The sequence below is a fragment of the Sphingomonas melonis DAPP-PG 224 genome, from assembly GCF_000379045.1.
Taxonomy (GTDB): domain Bacteria; phylum Pseudomonadota; class Alphaproteobacteria; order Sphingomonadales; family Sphingomonadaceae; genus Sphingomonas; species Sphingomonas aquatilis.
This window is the reverse complement of sequence record NZ_KB900605.1, coordinates 1,267,151-1,282,813: the sequence shown is the minus strand read 5'-3', so window position 1 is coordinate 1,282,813 and position 15,663 is coordinate 1,267,151. Positions and strand designations below refer to the sequence as shown.

Genomic DNA, 15,663 nt, shown 5'->3' with positions numbered 1-15,663 from the left:
TATGAACGCGCCGTGGAAACCGGCCGGCATCGTCAGCCGCGATCCCTTCGCCGCCTATGTCTGCGACGAGGCCAGCGCCGAAGCGCTGCGCCCGATCGCCGGCGACATGGGCTGGTCGATCGACAAGGTCTACAAGGGTGGCCTGCGCAACGCGGTGCAGTCGCTGTCGGTCTCGGCAAGCCCGCAGATCCTGTTCGTCGATCTCGCCGAATCGGGCGATCCGCTCAACGATATCAACGCGCTGGCCGAAGTGTGCGAGCCGGGCACGGTGGTGATCGCCGCCGGTCAGGTGAATGACGTGCGCCTGTATCGCGACCTCATCGCGAGCGGCATCCAGGACTATCTGCTCAAGCCCTTGCAGCCCGACGCGCTGCGCGAATCGCTGGGCCACGCGCATGCGATGCTCAACGCGCCCAAGCCGATCGAGGCCAGCCTCGACCGGCCGCATAGCGCGATTGCCGTGATCGGCACGCGCGGCGGCGTCGGCGCATCGACGATCGCGACCTCGCTCGCCTGGCTGGTCAGCGACAAGGAAAAGCGCACGACCGCGCTGCTCGACCTCGACGTGCATTTCGGCACCGGCGCGCTGACGCTCGACCTGGAGCCCGGCCGCGGCCTCACCGACGCGATCGAAAATCCCAGCCGCATCGACGGCCTGTTCATCGAACGCGCGATGGTGAAGGCCAGCGAAAAGCTCGCCGTCCTCTCCGCCGAAGCGCCGATCAACACGCCGCTGATGACCGACGGCACCGCCTTCCTCCAATTGCAGGAAGAGATGCGCGCCGCGTTCGAAGCGACCGTGGTCGATCTGCCGCGCAGCATGCTGATCCTCTACCCGCACCTCATCCGCGACACGCAGTCGATGGTCGTGGTGACCGAGCTGACGCTCGCCGCCGCGCGCGACACGATCCGGCTGCTGTCCTGGCTGAAGGCCAATGCGCCGCAGACGCAGGTGACCGTCGTCGCCAATCGCGTCCACGCCGCCGGTCAGCTCGAAATCAGCCGCAAGGATTTCGAAGGGTCGATTGAACGCAAGATCGATTTCCTGATCCCCTTCGACCAGAAACTCGCGGCGCAGGCGGCCAAGCTCGGCAAGCCGCTGGCCGAGGCCGGCAAGAATTCGCGCACCATCGCGCCGATCATCGCGCTGACCCGCCATGTGCTCAACGCCGCCGACGACATGGTCGTGGGCGACGATGACGGCGGCACCGGCAAGCCCAAGAGCAAGTCCCTGCTCGGCGGCATGTCGGCGATGCTGTCGAAGCGCAGCAAGAAATAACGTCGGGCAAGGGCGCCGCGATGGATCTGTTCTCCCTTCTGATGCTGGGTCTCGGCGCGACGATCTCGCTGGGCATGGTGCTGTTCGTGTTCGCCGGCCCCTCGCCGCAGCGCGCACAGACGCGGCGCATCGCCGCGATGCGCGAACGGCACGGCGACAGCGGCGTCGTCGCCGATGCGCAGATGCGGCGGATCGCGGCGGGGCGCGAACAGACGCGGTCCGACATCGCCTTCGGCCGCCTGCTGCCCAACCCCGAACAGCTCGCCAAGCGACTGGCGATGACCGGTTACGACTGGACGGTCGGCCAATATGGCATGGTCAGCGCCGGACTGGTCGCCGTCATGACCGGCCTGCTGTGGCTGAAGGGCGCGCCACTGCTGCTCGCACTCCTGTTCGGCCTCGCGGTCGGCGCCGGCATACCGCATTGGCTCGTCGGCCAGTTCATCAAGCGCCGAATCGCCAAATTCACCGCCAAATTCCCTGACGCGATCGAATTGCTCGTCCGCGGCCTACGCTCCGGCCTGCCCGTCAGCGAGACGATCCAGGTCGTCGGCAACGAAGTGGAAGGCCCCGTCGGCGAGGAATTCCGCATGGTCGCGGACAAGATGAAGATCGGCAAGTCGATGGACGCGGCGTTGCAGGACACCGCCGATCGGCTTGGCACGCCTGAATTCCAATTCTTCGTCATCACCATCGCGATTCAGCGCGAAACCGGCGGCAACCTTGCCGAAACGCTCGCCAACCTCGCGACGGTGCTGCGCCAGCGCGGCCAGATGAAGCTCAAGATCCGGGCGATGTCGTCGGAATCGAAGGCGTCGGCCTATATCGTCGGTTCGCTGCCCTTCATCGTCTTCACGATGATCTGGTTCATCAACACCAGTTACATGCAGAACTTCTTCGTCGACCCGCGCCTCATCATCACCGGCCTCGGCGGGCTGCTGTGGATGGGGATCGGCGTCTTCATCATGGCCAAGATGGTCAGCTTCGAAATCTGACGGCGGGAACGGATAGAGACATGCAGGCTTCCGGTCCGACACTGATGGGTATCGACGTGCTGTGGGTCGCGACGATCCTGTCGGGCGTCGCCGCCTTTGCGGTGATGATCGCGATCTACGCGGCGACGACGGTCAGCGACCCGATGAGCAAGCGCGTCAAGTCATTGAACGACCGGCGCGAACAGCTGAAGGCCGGCATTACCGCCTCGACCAAGCGGCGCGCCAAGCTGATCCAGCGCAACGACACCACCGACCTGATGCGCACGATGCTGTCGTCGCTGAAGGTGCTGCAGGACAGCCAGGTCAAGGAAGCGCAGCTCAAGCTGATGCGCGCCGGCATCCGGTCGAAGGATTGGGCCGTCGGCGTCATCTTCGGGCGGATGGTGCTGCCGATCGTGTTCGGCGGGATCATGGCGTTCATCGTCTACGGCACCTCGACCTTCGACGATTGGTCCGCGTTGAAGCGCTATGCGCTGGTCGCGGGCACGCTGGTGCTATCGTACAAGGCGCCCGACATCTATCTCAAGAACGCCATCACCAAGCGCACCGATGCGATCCGCAAGGGGCTGCCCGATGCGCTCGACCTGCTGGTGATCTGCGCCGAAGCCGGCCTGACGGTCGACGCCGCCTTCCATCGCGTCGCGAAGGAACTGGGCCGCGCCTATCCTGAGTTGGGCGACGAATTCACGCTAACCGCGATCGAGCTGGGCTTCCTCACCGAACGGCGTCAGGCGTTTGAGAATCTCGCCACGCGCGTCGAGCTCGATGCCATCAAGGGCGTGGTCACGACGATGATCCAGACCGAAAAATACGGCACGCCGCTCGCCTCGGCCTTGCGCGTCCTGTCGGCGGAGTTTCGCAACGAACGCATGATGCGCGCCGAGGAAAAGGCCGCGCGTCTGCCCGCGATCATGACGATCCCGCTGATCCTGTTCATCCTGCCGACGCTGTTCATCGTCATCCTCGGCCCGGCGGCCTGTTCGATCAACGACGCCTTCTGACGGATGGGTGGGGTTCGGGGACTTACCCCTCGAACCGCCATCCCACCGTATCGCCGGCCAGGAACGGCACGACCGACGTCTCGCCCTCGCCGATCCGCTCGGGCACCGTCACCGTCTCGCGCACCAGCGTCACCGTGCCCTCGTTCAGCGGCAGGCCGTAGAAGCGCGGGCCATGTTCCGACGCGAAGCCCTCGAACCGGTCGATTGCCCCATCCTCGTCAAAGGCTTGCAGATACGCCTCGAGCGCAAAGGGTGCGTTGAAGATCCCCGCGCAACCGCAGCTCGACTCTTTTGCGCCGACGACGTGGGGGGCGCTGTCAGTCCCAAGGAAGAATCGCGGACTGCCCGACGTCGCCGCGCGCCGCACGGCCAGCCGATGCGCCTCGCGCTTTAGCACCGGCAGGCAATAGGCATGGGGCCGCAGACCGCCATCGAACATCGCGTTGCGGTTGATCAGGATATGCTGCGGCGTGATCGTCGCCGCGATCGGATGATCGACCTCACCGACGAAGGCAGCCGCTTCCGCGGTCGTGATATGCTCCAGCACGATCTTCAGCGCCGGATAGTCGCGGATCAGCGGCATCAGTACGCGCTCGATGAATACCGCCTCGCGATCGAAGATATCGACCGACTTGTCCGTCACCTCGCCATGGATCAGCAGCGGCATACCGATCCGCTGCATCGTCTCCAGCACATCGGTCAGCGCGCGGATATCGGTGACACCATGCGCCGAATTGGTCGTCGCATGGGCCGGGTATAATTTGCAGGCGGTGAAGACGCCGGCAGCATGCCCCGCCGCGATCTCCGCGGCATCGATACCGTCGGTCAGATAGCAGGTCATCAGCGGCGTGAAGCCGCCACCGTCGCCGACCGCTGCCAGGATCCGCTGCCGATAGGCCTCCGCTGCCGCGACGCTCGTCACCGGCGGGGTCAGGTTCGGCATCACGATCGCCCGTCCGAACTGCCGCGCGGTATGCCGTGCGACTTGCGTCAGCATCGCGCCATCGCGCAGGTGAACGTGCCAGTCGTCGGGGCGGCGGATGGTCAGGCGATCGGTCATGCGCCCTCCTATCGTCGTCGGCGCCGTGTCGCCACCTTGGAAAATGACGGCGACAGCCTAGGTGCAGTGGCATGAACGCCACCACGCTCACCGATCGCGCCGTCATCCGCCTATCCGGAGAGGATGTGCGCGGCTTCCTGCAGGGCCTCGTCACCAACGACGTCGCCGGCGCCTTGCCGGTCTGGGCGGCGCTGCTGACGCCGCAGGGCAAGGCGCTGTTCGATTTTCTCGTCTGGCCCGATGGCGACGACCTGCTCCTCGACGTCGAAGCGTCCCAGGCGGAGGCGCTCGCCCGACGGCTGACGCTCTATCGCCTGCGCCGGCCGATTCGGATTGCGATCGACAAGGGGCTCGCGGTGCATTGGTCGCGCGATGGGACGGAAGGGGTCGCCGATCCCCGCCTGCCCGCGCTCGGTCAGCGCTGGATCGCGCCCCCCTCGCAACCCGTCGACGGGTGGCAGGCCCACCGCCTGTCGCTCGGCGTGACCGAAGGGGTCGGCGAACTCGGCAATGGCGAAACGCTCTGGCTCGAATGCAATGCACGCGAACTCAACGGCGTCAGCTTCACCAAGGGCTGCTATATCGGCCAGGAAAACACCGCGCGCATGCACCATCGCGCCAAGGTCAACCGCCGCCTGGTCGTCGCGCCGTTGGCGGAGCCGGGCGATCGTACGCGGGCGACCTATCCCGACCTCGGCCTCATGATCGAACACCGCCGGGTCGAAGCCCTCGGCGATGCGCTGATCCCCGACTGGCTCGCCCCGGCGCTCGCCTGACGCTCAGCGTCCGACGGCGGTATAGGCGAAGCCGGCGGCTTCCACCTCTTCGCGGCGGTAGACGTTGCGTAGGTCGACCAGCACCGGCGCGGTCATCAGCGTTTTGAGCCGCGTCAGGTCGAGCGCGCGGAAGGCGTCCCATTCGGTGACGATCACCACCGCATCGGCACCCTCGGCCGCATCATAAGCGTCGTTGCAATAGGTGAGGTCGGGCATCATCCGCCGCGCCGGCTCGACGCCTTCGGGATCATAGGCCCGCACCGTCACGCCCTCGTCGAGCAGCGCCTGCGCGATCGCGATCGACGGCGCATCGCGCATGTCGTCGGTGTTGGGCTTGAAGGTGAGGCCGAGCAGCGCGACCGTCTTGCCCTTGGGCGCATCGCCCAGCACGTGCAGCACCTTGCGGCCCATCGCCCGCTTGCGGCTGTCGTTCACCTTCACCACCGCCTCGACGATGTGGATCGGGCTTTCGAAATCCTCGGCGGTCTTCAGCAGCGCCAACGTGTCCTTGGGGAAGCACGATCCGCCATAGCCCGGGCCGGCATGCAGGAATTTCTTGCCGATGCGGTTGTCGAGCCCGATACCGCGGCTGACATCCTGCACGTCGGCCCCCACCGCCTCGCACAGATCGGCGATCTCGTTGATGAAGGTGATCTTGGTCGCGAGGAAGGCGTTCGCGGCGTATTTGATCAGCTCGCTGGTGCGGCGGCTGACGAACAGGATCGGCGATTCGTTGAGGTAGAGCGGGCGATACACGCCGCGCATCACCCGCTGTGCGCCCTCGTCATCGGTGCCGATGACGATACGGTCGGGGCGCTTGAAGTCGCCGATCGCGGCACCTTCGCGCAGGAATTCGGGGTTGGAGACGACCTGGACATCGACCTCGGGGCGCTTCTCCCGCAGGATCGCCTCTACCTTGTCCCCGGTGCCGACGGGGACGGTCGACTTGGTGACGACGACAGTCGGGCCGGTCACCGCCGCGGCAATCTCCTCGGTCGCGGCGAAGACGTAGCTAAGGTCGGCATGGCCATCGCCGCGGCGCGAGGGCGTGCCGACCGCGATAAAGATCGCATCGGCGCCCGCCACGGACGAAGCCAGATCGGTGGTGAAGGTCAGTCGGCCTGCCGCCACGTTGCTCGCGACCAGCGTATCGAGACCCGGCTCGTAGATCGGCATCCGCCCCGCCTTCAGCGCGGCGATCTTGCCCTCGTCCTTGTCGACGCAGATCACCTCATGCCCGAAATCGGCAAAGCAGGCACCCGATACCAGGCCGACATAGCCCGAACCGATCATCGTAATGCGCATCGATACCTCGTCGTGGAGGGGTGATCCCCGGTCACGCGCTCTCTAGCGAAACAGGGCGCGATTGCCACCCTCCCAACCGGAAGGGCAGGGAACGCTTCACGGTCAGCACATTACGACACATGAGCGGACCGCGCAAAGCGAACATCGCGACCGATCTGCATGCGCTTGACGGGGATTACCGACCGCAAACGAAAAGGGAGGCCGGCTTTCGCCGACCTCCCCAATCGTATCCCAACGGTGGGACTGGTCTTACTGACCAGCGCCCGGGCCGTAGGTGATCTCGACGCGACGGTTCTGCACTTCGCGAACGCCGTCGGCGGTCTGAACGCGCAGACGGGTTTCGCCGAACGCTTCGGTCGAAATCTGCGTGGCCGGGACGGCGTGCGAGGTCATGTACGCCTTGACCGAGTCGGCGCGACGCTGCGACAGACCCAGGTTGTACTTCGGCGTACCCGACGTGTCGGTGTAACCCGCAACCATGACCTGCGCGTTGTTGCAGTTCTGGTACTGGCTGACCGCGTTGTCGAGGATCGACGCTGCTTCCGGCGTGATGTCCGACTTGTTCCATTCGAAGAACACGATGAACGGACCAGGCGAGCAGACCGGCGCTTCGACCGGCGGCGGCGGCGGAGCAGGAGTCGGCTCCGGAGCAGGCGGCGGCGGCGGCGGCGGCGGCGGGGTCGGCGAACCGAAGTTGTAGGTGATGCCGCCCAGGATGCTGTGCGAACGGAAGCGACCGTCGAACGTGCGGTTGGTCACGTCGACCAGCTTGACGTTGTCGGCGTTGAAGAAGCGATACTTCAGCGTCGCGTCGATGTGGTCAGTCAGCGGAGCGCGAACGCCCGCCAGGCCCTGCCATGCGAACACGGTGTCCGAGTCATCGACAAAGTTGCCGCGGGTGTTGAGCTGGTAGTTCGCCTTCACGCGAGCGACACCGACACCGCCGCCGACGAAGCCCTGGATGCCGTCATCGTCACCGAAGTCGAGCAGGCCGTTCAGCATGAAGCTGAGCGCCGAGGTGCGGCCGCCAGCATAGCTGTACGAACCGGCCGGAACGTTCACGAGAGCGCCCGTCGACGTGTACGCCGGGGTGGTCAGCGTCGAGGTGTAGCCATCGACGGTCGCGCTGCGATAGCCGACTTCGGTTTCGACGCGGAACCCGCCGAAATCGTAGCCGATCACGCCATCGACGTCATAGCCATAGTTGTGATCGACGGTGGCCGCATTGCGCGACGCGCCGATGTCATAGTTGATGTCTTCGACGATCATCGCACCGCCTTCGACGCCGACGTACCACGACTTGTCGCGGGCGAGGGCGGGAGTGGCGAGTGCGGTGGAGGCCAGTGCCAGAACGACGGCAAGCTTCCGCATAGAAGTCCCCTTTCTTGAGTGTCACTACGGACAGCGCAAACTCACTATCGGAGGGTTGGTTTCCACGCAAGCCGACAAAAGGTTGGAACTGTTGCGCCAATGTCACAGGTCAGCTGGTGCCGATCAGACCGTGGCCGCGCAACGCGGCAAGGATCGCAACCAGGGTGGAGCGCGCGATGTCGTCGATCGTGCCTCCGCCCTGCGGGTCGGCGATCGCGCCCTTGCGGCTGCCGACGACCTGCTGCCCGCCCACCGTCAGGCGCGCGCCGCGGACGTCACTTTCTTGCCACAGCCCACCCCGATAAGCGATTGGTATCGCTTGCGAAACATCCCACACGACGAGAGCCTCCCGCGGGTCGACGAAGCGCCATCCCCCCTCGCTCCAGCCCGCCAGTCGATTGGCTTGGCCCGCCCACGCGCCGGTCGGATTGGCCCCGACGACCCAGCATTGCCCGACGCCGGGCGTCGTCGGCGGAACCGACAGGCCGACCGCCTGCACGACCGGGTGCAACAGCATATCGATTCGCGTCAGCGCCTCATTATGCGTCAGCTCCTTGTCCGCCTGTCCCGCCGCCAACAGCGGCAGCACGAATCGCGTCGTCGTCAGACTGTTCATCGATCAAACTCCCAGATTGAAGAGCGTCAGGTGCGCCGGCGGCGAGATCGCGAGCATTCCCTGCTGCACCACGGTGACGGCGGCATCGGCATCGCCCGCCTCGATCGACAGCGTCGGCGCAATAGTCTCGACGCTGCGCACGCCGCCATCCGGCCGCGCGATCGTCACGCGATAGCGTTCGCTCTCTTCCCCCACGGCCGCGTCGAGCCCATCGCGCCAGGTCCATCCCGCGCGACTGCGCCGGATCCAGCCCAGCCGCCGCCCGCCGTCCGCATCGCGCTGCAGCCCCAGATGCACCGGCGATGGCGGCGCCACGGACGCGCCGGTCACGATCACCGCGGCAGTGGCGGGCGCGGCGGCATCGCCCACCCCGCTGGCCATCAACCGCACGCGTCGCCCGATCGCCGTTACCGGCAGATCGATCGACGCCACCGCATCGCGTTCGATCAGCGCGAAGCGATCGCCCGGCCGCTGCGTACCGATCGCCGCCTCGGTTCCCCGCACGCCCCGTCGCAGCCCGGTCAACGCCCAGCGCCCCGCACCCAGCGGCTCGGCAACCGCGAACCGGATCAATTCGTCGCCGACCAGCGCCAGATTACCGCCCTGCGCCAGCCGCGTCGCGTCGGCATCGCCGAGCACCATGTCCGCCCGCATCAGCCGCACGATCAGCCGGCTGCGCGAGTCGATCAGCCAGGGAGACGCCATGTCCGGCGCGCCCTCGATCACCCCGATCGTCGCTGGCGCCGCCGTCCCGCCCGCGCCCGTCCAGCTGGCGCCATCGTCGAGGCTGTAGAGCAGCGCCGCCTGTCGCCACCCCGCCCCCTCACCACAAGCCAAAACCGACACCCGCGGCTGGCTTAGCGGCGTATCCTCCAGCCCCGGCCATTCCGCCGCCACCAACAGCGTCCGCCCGATGCACACATCCGGCGCCGCCGCGACCGTCCCGCTGCTCGCCCGCACCGGCAGCGCAGCCGGCGCCAGCGGCACCAGGTCCAGCGTCGTCGCCAGCCCCACCATAGCGGCCTGCGCCACGCGCCACCGCCCCGCCTCACCGGCGATCGTCACGATCGCACCCGGCGCGATCCCCAGCCCCTCGCGCCCCAGCGTCACCCGCCGCCGCGTGCGCTCGCTCTCGCCGCGGGCCAGCAGCGCCGCCGCCACGCGCTTCGCCTCACTCGCGTCTAGCACCGCCGGCAGATCGACGCGATCGACCGCCTGGCCCGCCCCCGGCCGCCGCACGCGCTGCACACCGATCTGATAGTCCCGCGCCGGGTCATGATGCGCCACCGCCACCTCGCGCACGGTTCCGCCCGCCGCCGCGACGCTGCGCCTGCGCTCCTTGCCGGTATCGGCGATCGTCACCACCGCCCCACCGGCATCGGATCGCACCAGCGTCGCGCCCTCGGCCCGCCACCAGCCGCCATCGATCGTCGTCAGCGTCTCCAGCACGCCGCGCACGCTCGCGCCCGAGGCGGCAAAGCCGCCCAGCATCACCCCGCCGCCGCCGCGCACCTCCGGCGCCAGGGCGACGGCGACCGCCCCGCTCGCCACCGGCGCCGCATCGGCCTCCACCTCGAAGGTCAGCGACGGGATGCGGTTGCCGTAATCGGCCAGCTGCATCCCCTCGAACACCGCATAGGCGATGCCGCGATACGCCGGCACCGCCCCCAGGGCCGAAGCGATCAGCGGATCGACCGCCTGATCCTCGCCGCCCGTATGCAGCCGGAACCCCGTCACGCTCTTCCAGTCGCCCGCCGCCCCGCGCAGCAGCTTGCCCTCCGCCCAGATGCGCCGCACGCTGCGGATCGGCCGCGCCGACAACGCGACGGCGAAGGACACGCTATAACTATAGGTATTGGTCCCCGGCTGCCCCTTGCCGCCGCGGCTGGTCGTGCGCGTCTCGATCAGGTCGGTCGACCAGATCACCGTCCCCGCCACCCGGATCGTCCCGAACAATTTCGGGATCGGCGTGCCATAGCTCGACGTCTGCACCGACAGGTCGCTCAGCCGCGGCCCCTCGCGCGCTGCCCCGCGGAACAGTCGCCCGTCGATCGCCTGCCCCGCCAGCGCACCCAGCGCACCCCCGATCGGTCCGCCGATCGCCCGCCCGACCGTCGTCAGCACCAGCGTCGCCATCCGCCCCTCCCCTGATATAGCGCCACGCCCCGATCGGCGGCCACTCCGCCGCCCCCGGTCGCTCGACCACGCGGCGCAATCCTGCATCGGCATGGACGAAACCCGCCGCCGTCTTCACCGCGCCATGAATCTGTCCCGGCCCCACCGCGAACAGCAGCACATCGCCCGCTCGCCGTCCGTCGCCCCGCACCAGCACCGCATCGAAGCCCGCCGCCACCACCGCCGGATCGCCGCCACGCAGGGGATAGCCGCTCGGCACCTCCCCCACCCAGCCGGCACCCCGCAACGCCGCCGCAATTACCCCGATGCAATCGAGCCCATGAAGCGCATCCCGCCCGTGCAACCGGAACCTGGTGCCGACCAACGCCAGCGCTGCTGCCGCAACCGCATCCGCCGCGTCCTCATCCACCGGGATAGCGCGTCAGCAGGTCGATCCCCGGCAGATGCGGCTCGCCGCGAAAGTTCACGCCATTGCCGAACCGCGCCACACAGGTGGCGAAGCTCTTGTCGCACCCCTCGCTCATCTCGACCAAGGTGCCCGCCGCTACCGCAAAAGCGGGCGCCGCGCGCAGCGTCACCGTCGCGCCGTCCGACGCATCGATGCCCTGCGACAGCCCCGCATTGCCGCCGCCGAACCAGCGTAGCAGGCCGCCTGCATAGGCCCCCGCCACCGGCTCACCCGCGTCCAGCGTCACCACCCGCTCGACCGCCGACACCACCCGCGCGAACCGCCGCCGCCCCGTCATCGCGACGCGGCAGCGCGCATCGCCCAGATCGGCGCGGCATTCGGCAGACGTTTCCTCCACCACCGCACGCGCCAGCGCCGCGCTGACGCCCGCCAGTTCCGCGGTAAAGCCATGGTCGGTCAGCTCGACCGCGCCGATCCGCCCCTCGCCCAGTTCGGCCAGCCGATCGCCCGTCTCCCAATCGACCGCAAACACCCGCACCCGCGCCCCGTCCCAGCGCCCCGCGAGCAGATCCGCCTCGCCGATCGCCGCGCTGGTCAGCGCCCCGCCGATATCCATCGTATCCGCCTCCAGCCCGTCGGAGCGCTCGATCGCCGACGGCACCATGCCCGGCGCCGCACGGTGGATGAGGCCGTCGATGGTCACATCGCGATCATGCGTCGTCAGCCCGATTGCGACCCCGTCGCGTCGCTCCACCCGCCAACACAGCGCGATGCACGACAGCGCGCTCACCCGCGCACCTCGATCAGCGGCACCGACACTGCCTCCCCCGCAAGGAACGTCGATCGCGCCACCCGCAGCCGATCCTCGGCAAAGCGCACCATCACGTCGAAGGTGAAGCTCGCCCGCACCACCGCACCCTTGGCCGGCGCCGTGTCGAGCACCACCACGCCATCGGCCTCGACGCTGAAGCCCTGCGTCGCAACGCCATCCACGCCAATCCGCACGCTGCCCGCCACCGGCCGCACGATCCGCCGCGTCGCCGCGCCGTAATGGCGGACCAGCTCGAACCGCCGCACCGCACCGTCACCCGTCCCGATCACCTCGTCCACGCCGCTCGCATCGAACGGGTCGCGCAGCCGGAACGCCCGCGCCGGCCCCATCCGCGCGCGGAAGAAGGCGAGCAACGTCGCGATATCCGCCTCCGACCGTATGCCCGGTCCGACGTCATAGCTCGTCCGCGCCTCCGCCCAACCCGCGCTGCGCTGCTCCGCGCCGCCCGCCGCGGTCAGGATCGCGGTGGAAAAGGCCGGCGCCATCTCCGCCTCGCGCCCCAGCGCCAGCGGGAACAGCACATCCTCATAATCCTGCATGTCGTCTTCCCCCTCGAAGCGGACGAAGCCGTCGCGCATCACCTGCGGCAGCGCCCACAGCACCACCGATGCGACGCCGCGCGCCCGCGCCACCTGTCCCGCCGTCTCGATCAGCGCCCATTGCGCCGCCTGGTCGGGGCGCAGCACGAAGCCCGACAGATAATGCTGCCGGTCGCGCGGATAGCCCAATCGCGCCTCCGCCGCCGCGACGCCCCGCGCGGTCGCCGCGGCATCGCCTTCCGTTACCCAGTCGTAATCCTCCAGCTGCAGCACATCGAAGGCGGGATACGCCCAACCCAGCGGCATATTGGCGCGCTTCAATTCCGGCGCCGCGCGGTCGAGCACCGTCGGCAGATAGGTGAGGAGCAACGTCTGCGTCCCCGGAAACGCCGCCGTCACCCATCCCGCCAGCGCCGCGGTCGAGGCCGCCAGCGCCGCCCCCGCCCGATCCATCGTCGCGCGCTGGCTGGCGTCCATGCTCCCGCGCACGCTCGGGATCGCCACCGGCGCCAGCGCCGCCACGGCCGCGGCGTCGTACAGGCATGGCCGCCCGTCCGGCATCGTCCACCACCATGGCTCGCCGATCTGGAACTTCGGCCGCAATCCCGCCGCGACCCCAATCCCGACGAACGCCGCCGCCACCTGCCGCAGATAGGCCATCGCGTTCGTCTGGCACGGCGACAGCAGAGTCGACGGCGGCTCCCACCCGGTCAGCGCCGGCGCGCCATCGGCCGCGCGCTGCTTCCAGTCGTTCCAACAATGCGCGTCGAACAGCTCGTAGCTCAGCGACCAGATGACGTCATAACCCAACGCCTTCGCGCGGGCCGCAAAGTCGCGATGCCACGCCGCGCACGCCACGTTCAGCACGCCGCCGGTCAGCCCGACGTAGAAGCCGCCGTACAGCGCATCGAGCCGGAAATAATGGCTCATCCCGACATAATGCGTGATCGCCCCGCGATAGCCGAGGTGCAGCGCATTGCGCAGCAGCCGCGCCGGCGTCAGGTTATAGCTGTCGTCATAGCCGCTCGCGATCTGGAAACCGTGCTCGGGCAGCACCGCCTCGCCGATGCCGATCACCGCCCCCGGCCCGTCGCACGCGATGCCCGTCAGCTCGACCCATCCCTCCTGCGCTGCGGCCAGCGGCACGTCGGTCTCGTCGAACTCGGGCGCGACCAGCGACACGAACATCCGGTCGACATCGCCCGCCCACACCGGGTCCGCCTCGCCCGGCAGCGCAAAGCCGCCCACCACGCTCGCAAAGTCGATCACGACACTGGCATCTTCCGGGTTGCCGGTCGCATAATTCCACAGCCGCACATGCCACACGCGCGCCTTGCCCGCGGCATCGCGCCCCTCGATCGTCAGCGTCGGCCCGCGGATCGCATCCAGCGGCTTCACCCCCGCCGACCGCCAGCGGAACCGCAACCGGCACCCCCGGAAATCCCGCGCCGTCTCGTACCGCAACAGCGGATGGTCGAACCGATCCTCCGCCTCCCAGATCAGCCCGGCCAGATCGCTCCGCCGATAGAAGACCGCATCCACCCGCAGCGCATCCGGCGCCGGATTGGTCACCGCCGCCATCATCGGCCGCGGGAAATTGACCGTCCAGAACCGCGGGTCGAATCGGCTGAGCACACCCGCCTCCTGCTCCACCCGCTGCGAACACAGCCAATGCGCCATGATGATGTCTCCATAATTGGGGACGGCCGGCGAGGTTCGGAACCGCTCCCCACCCATCCCGTCACCCCGGACTCGTTCCGGGGTCCACTCCGCGGCGAGGGGGATCGCCAGAGGCTCCACCATCCCCCGTGGCCCAGTGGACCCCGGAACGAGTCCGGGGTGACGAAGCGACACTGGCCGCCCCTACCCCTCCAACGCCGCCCGCACCGCGCGCGCCACCTGCCGGCTCGACCGCTGCAACGCCGCCGGCGCGTCCCCCGCCCCCGCCTGCACATGGATCGTCACCCGCACGTCGCGCGCCGCTGCCGGAACCGCCGCTTCCACCCGCCCGGCCGCCGTCGGCACGAACAGCTCCGGCCCACGCTCGCCGACGACATAACCGCGCCCCGGCGTCACCGGCCCGCCCGTCGCCCGCCCCGGCAGCCCACCCAGCAATCCGGCCAGCACGCCGCCCAGCGACCCCCCGCCCGACGCCGCCTGCACCCCGCCACGCACCGCCGCGCGCGCGATCTCCGCCAGCACCCCCAGCGCGGTCGCCTTCAGGTCGTCGAAGCCGAACTGCCCGGTCCGCGCCGCGCGCAGCAGCGCCCGCTCGATCGACCGCCCCGCCTGCTCGGCGCCCGCGCCCAGCTCGCCCTCCAGCGTCGCGCGCATCGTTTCCACCTCGCGCGCGAAGCCCGCGGTGTCGGCGCGCACGCCCACCGCCATCCGCTCCACCTCATCCATCGGGATCGGCCCTCCGCATCGCGGCGATCGTCGTGGCATCGGGCGGCGTCACCGCCGCCGCACCGCCACCACTCGCCGCCGTCACTACCGCCGCCAGTTCGGCCGGCGTCGCCCGCCAGAAGGCATCGGGCGTCCAGCCCAATGCCGCGCCGGCAAAGCCCGCCAGCCGCACCGCATTCATCCGGAAATCGCTCACCGCCCGGCCAGGATCTGGCCGAGCAGCACGCGCAGCACCGGCGTCAGCCGGGCAAGCCCCAGCGCCGCCAGCGCCTCGCCCAGCACCTCGCGCGTCACCTCCTCCGGCACCTCGCGCAGGCAGTGCCAGAACAGCGCAACCAGCTCGCCGAACCCCAGCTTCCCCGCCGCCGCGCGCTCGACCAGTTCGAACAACGGCCCCAGCTCCGCCTCCGCCGCGACCAAAGCCTGAAAGCTCGGCCTGAGCACCAGGTCACACCCGTTGACCCGCACCGCACATTCCCCCCTGGCCTCATTGGCAGGGCGCGCCTCTTTCGCCGCGCTCATGCCGCCACCACCGGGCCAGAGCTTTCCAGTGCGATCGTGTACGACCGCTCGCCATTGAAATCGCCGGCATAATCCAGCCGCGTGACCAGGAACCGGCCGGTCATGCTCTCGCCACTCTCGAAGCTCAGCCGATAATCGTCGATAATACCGCCGAGCGCGCTCGCCTTGATCCGCGTTTCCGCCGCCGATCCGGTGAAGACGCCCGCGCCGCTCACGCTGACGCTGCGCACGCCCGCGCCCGACAGCAGCTGCCGCCAGCCGCCCGAATCCTTCGTCGTCACCACCACCGCTTCGCCGTTGACGCTCAATTGCGTCGTGCGCAGCCCCGCCACCGTCGCGAAGGCGGGCGTCGCCGCCCCATCGCCGACCTTCAGCAGGAACGCACTGCCCCGTTCCACCGCCATCTCTATTCTCCT

The 15,663-nt window shown here is 68.8% G+C and carries 15 protein-coding genes; 4 read left to right on the top strand and 11 right to left on the bottom strand.

Annotation, left to right across the window (positions count from 1 at the left end; genetic code table 11):
• Position 1 precedes the first annotated feature (1 nt).
• The 3 genes from SPHME3_RS0106390 to SPHME3_RS0106380 are packed head-to-tail and all read left to right on the top strand — an operon-like array spanning position 2 to position 3,275.
• Entirely contained in the window at positions 2 to 1,279 is a 1,278-nt protein-coding gene (locus SPHME3_RS0106390; protein ID WP_017980053.1) for a P-loop NTPase family protein, read from the top strand.
• A 20-nt stretch (positions 1,280 to 1,299) separates the two neighbouring features.
• A complete protein-coding gene (locus SPHME3_RS0106385; RefSeq protein WP_018250623.1) occupies positions 1,300 to 2,274 on the top strand; it encodes a type II secretion system F family protein in 975 nt (324 codons plus the stop codon).
• 20 nt (positions 2,275 to 2,294) lie between these two features.
• Complete coding sequence (locus SPHME3_RS0106380; protein WP_024310354.1) at positions 2,295 to 3,275, top strand: type II secretion system F family protein; 981 nt, start codon at positions 2,295 to 2,297, stop codon at positions 3,273 to 3,275.
• Between the two features lie 22 nt (positions 3,276 to 3,297).
• Here the strand turns inward: SPHME3_RS0106380 and pyrC are convergent, their stop codons facing one another.
• Positions 3,298 to 4,335, bottom strand: a complete 1,038-nt coding sequence (gene pyrC, locus SPHME3_RS0106375; protein WP_017980056.1) for a dihydroorotase — start codon at positions 4,333 to 4,335, stop codon at positions 3,298 to 3,300.
• Between the two features lie 71 nt (positions 4,336 to 4,406).
• Here pyrC and ygfZ point away from each other — a divergent pair, with 71 nt between their 5' ends.
• Complete coding sequence (ygfZ, locus tag SPHME3_RS0106370; RefSeq protein ID WP_017980057.1) at positions 4,407 to 5,111, top strand: CAF17-like 4Fe-4S cluster assembly/insertion protein YgfZ; 705 nt, start codon at positions 4,407 to 4,409, stop codon at positions 5,109 to 5,111.
• A 3-nt stretch (positions 5,112 to 5,114) separates the two neighbouring features.
• On the opposite strand, the gene SPHME3_RS0106365 is transcribed toward ygfZ, so the two are convergent.
• From SPHME3_RS0106365 to SPHME3_RS0106320, 10 genes are all read right to left on the bottom strand, one after another.
• A complete protein-coding gene (locus tag SPHME3_RS0106365; protein WP_017980058.1) occupies positions 5,115 to 6,416 on the bottom strand; it encodes a UDP-glucose dehydrogenase family protein in 1,302 nt (433 codons plus the stop codon).
• A gap of 249 nt (positions 6,417 to 6,665) precedes the next feature.
• Positions 6,666 to 7,787, bottom strand: a complete 1,122-nt coding sequence (locus SPHME3_RS0106360; protein WP_017980059.1) for an OmpA family protein — start codon at positions 7,785 to 7,787, stop codon at positions 6,666 to 6,668.
• A gap of 109 nt (positions 7,788 to 7,896) precedes the next feature.
• Complete coding sequence (locus SPHME3_RS0106355) at positions 7,897 to 8,403, bottom strand: DUF2793 domain-containing protein (RefSeq protein ID WP_017980060.1); 507 nt, start codon at positions 8,401 to 8,403, stop codon at positions 7,897 to 7,899.
• A 3-nt stretch (positions 8,404 to 8,406) separates the two neighbouring features.
• Positions 8,407 to 10,539 (bottom strand): phage tail protein, encoded by a 2,133-nt coding sequence (locus SPHME3_RS0106350; protein WP_017980061.1) that lies wholly within the window; start codon positions 10,537 to 10,539, stop codon positions 8,407 to 8,409.
• A 401-nt stretch (positions 10,540 to 10,940) separates the two neighbouring features.
• Entirely contained in the window at positions 10,941 to 11,738 is a 798-nt protein-coding gene (locus SPHME3_RS0106345) for a DUF2163 domain-containing protein (protein WP_017980062.1), read from the bottom strand.
• Entirely contained in the window at positions 11,735 to 13,999 is a 2,265-nt protein-coding gene (locus SPHME3_RS0106340; protein WP_017980063.1) for a DUF2460 domain-containing protein, read from the bottom strand. The genes SPHME3_RS0106345 and SPHME3_RS0106340 overlap by 4 nt, the downstream gene beginning before the upstream one ends.
• A gap of 183 nt (positions 14,000 to 14,182) precedes the next feature.
• On the bottom strand, positions 14,183 to 14,725 hold the full coding sequence (locus SPHME3_RS0106335; RefSeq protein WP_017980064.1) for a hypothetical protein: 543 nt from the start codon (positions 14,723 to 14,725) through the stop codon (positions 14,183 to 14,185).
• Positions 14,718 to 14,906, bottom strand: coding sequence for a phage tail assembly chaperone (locus SPHME3_RS0106330; RefSeq protein WP_017980065.1), 189 nt, complete (start codon positions 14,904 to 14,906; stop codon positions 14,718 to 14,720). Before SPHME3_RS0106330 ends, SPHME3_RS0106335 begins: the two co-directional genes overlap by 8 nt.
• A gap of 11 nt (positions 14,907 to 14,917) precedes the next feature.
• Complete coding sequence (locus SPHME3_RS19980; RefSeq protein WP_026151854.1) at positions 14,918 to 15,247, bottom strand: gene transfer agent family protein; 330 nt, start codon at positions 15,245 to 15,247, stop codon at positions 14,918 to 14,920.
• Entirely contained in the window at positions 15,244 to 15,651 is a 408-nt protein-coding gene (locus tag SPHME3_RS0106320; protein ID WP_017980067.1) for a phage major tail protein, TP901-1 family, read from the bottom strand. Before SPHME3_RS0106320 ends, SPHME3_RS19980 begins: the two co-directional genes overlap by 4 nt.
• Positions 15,652 to 15,663: the final 12 nt, after the last annotated feature.